The sequence below is a fragment of the Amycolatopsis dongchuanensis genome (assembly GCF_039542405.1).
GTDB classification, from domain to species: domain Bacteria; phylum Actinomycetota; class Actinomycetes; order Mycobacteriales; family Pseudonocardiaceae; genus Amycolatopsis_E; species Amycolatopsis_E sacchari.
This window is the reverse complement of the sequence record NZ_BAABIB010000024.1, coordinates 1-1,355: the sequence shown is the minus strand read 5'-3', so window position 1 is coordinate 1,355 and position 1,355 is coordinate 1. Positions and strand designations below refer to the sequence as shown.

Genomic DNA, 1,355 nt, shown 5'->3' with positions numbered 1-1,355 from the left:
ACAGGAGCCCCGCCACGCGTGTCAGACCCCAACCCCCGCCTAACTTAGCGGTATTGCCCGCCGGCGAGGCATTCTTTTGATCTTTGGGCTGGCTTCCTCGCTGGTCAAGTCGGGCACGGGGTCTCCCGGCGCTGGCGCGCCCTGCTGAGCGGCCCCACCCCCGCCCCGATCTTTGAGTGTTCACGGCCGATCCGTCGCGTCAAGAGCGCCTTCGGCGTCCCTTCGGGATGGGCTTCGCCCACTCTTGACCCGCCGGATCGGCCGTAAGTGCGGCTGGGGATCGGGGCGGGGGTGGGTGTGGGCGGTGTGGCCGCTCGCTTCGCGTCGCCGGGTGGTGGTGGTGGGGTGGCTGCCGCTGTTCCGGTGCGGTGCATCGGATCGTCAAATGCCACATCCCACTGTCCTTCGTGGCACGTATCGTGGTGCGGTGCGTGCTGTGGTGTTCGAGGCGTTCGGGGACCTGCCCCAGGTGCGGGACGTGGCCGAGCCCATCCCGTCTCCCGATGGCGTGGTGGTGGCCGTCGAGGCGACTGGGGTTTGCCGTAGTGACTGGCACGCCTGGCGCGGGCACGACCCCGACGTCAGGCTGCCCCACGTGCCCGGGCACGAGCTCGCCGGGACGATCGTCGCCGTGGGGGAGCGCGTGCGGGTCCGGCGGGTGGGTGAGCGGGTCACCGTGCCGTTCGTGTGTGCGTGTGGAGCGTGTCCCCAGTGTGCCTCCGGCAACCAGCAGATCTGCGACAACCAGTTCCAGCCGGGGTTCAGCGGCTGGGGGTCCTTCGCCGAGCGCGTGGCCCTCGACCACGCTGACGTGAACCTCGTGCCGCTGCCCGATGGGCTCGACTCCGTCACCGCCGCCGCGCTCGGGTGCCGCTTCGGGACCGCCTTCCGGGCCGTCCTCCGGCAGGGGGAGCTGTCTGCCGGGGAGTGGGTCGCCGTGCACGGGTGCGGTGGGGCTGGCATGTCCGCCGTCCTGCTCGCCGTTGCCGCTGGGGCGCGCGTTGTGGCCGTCGACCTCTCCGCCGAGGTGCTCGCCATGGCCAAGCAGTTCGGTGCCGAAGTCACCATCCAGAGCGACAACCCCGCCGAGGAGATCCGCGAGATCACCGGCGGTGGCGCCCACCTGTCCCTCGACTGCGTCGGGCTGCCCGCCACCTGCGCCGCCTCCGTGGCCAGTCTCCGCAAGCGTGGACGGCACGTGCAGGTCGGGCTCATGCCGCCCGAGCAGGGTGTCCCCCCGATCCCCATGCACCGCGTCATCGCGGACGAGTTGCGCATCCTCGGCAGTCACGGCCTCCATGTCGCGCGTCAGACTTTGTGGCTCAGGGGTTATGTAGGTTCCTGAGCAGGAGGTA

Annotated in this window: 1 protein-coding gene; it reads left to right on the top strand. The window is 70.6% G+C overall.

The window, feature by feature from the left end; translation table 11 throughout:
- Positions 1 to 427 precede the first annotated feature (427 nt).
- Positions 428 to 1,345 carry a zinc-binding dehydrogenase gene (locus ABFX51_RS05500; RefSeq protein ID WP_346052586.1) on the top strand — a complete coding sequence of 306 codons (918 nt, stop codon included), beginning with the start codon at positions 428 to 430 and terminating at the stop codon, positions 1,343 to 1,345.
- The last annotated feature ends 10 nt before the right edge of the window (positions 1,346 to 1,355 follow it).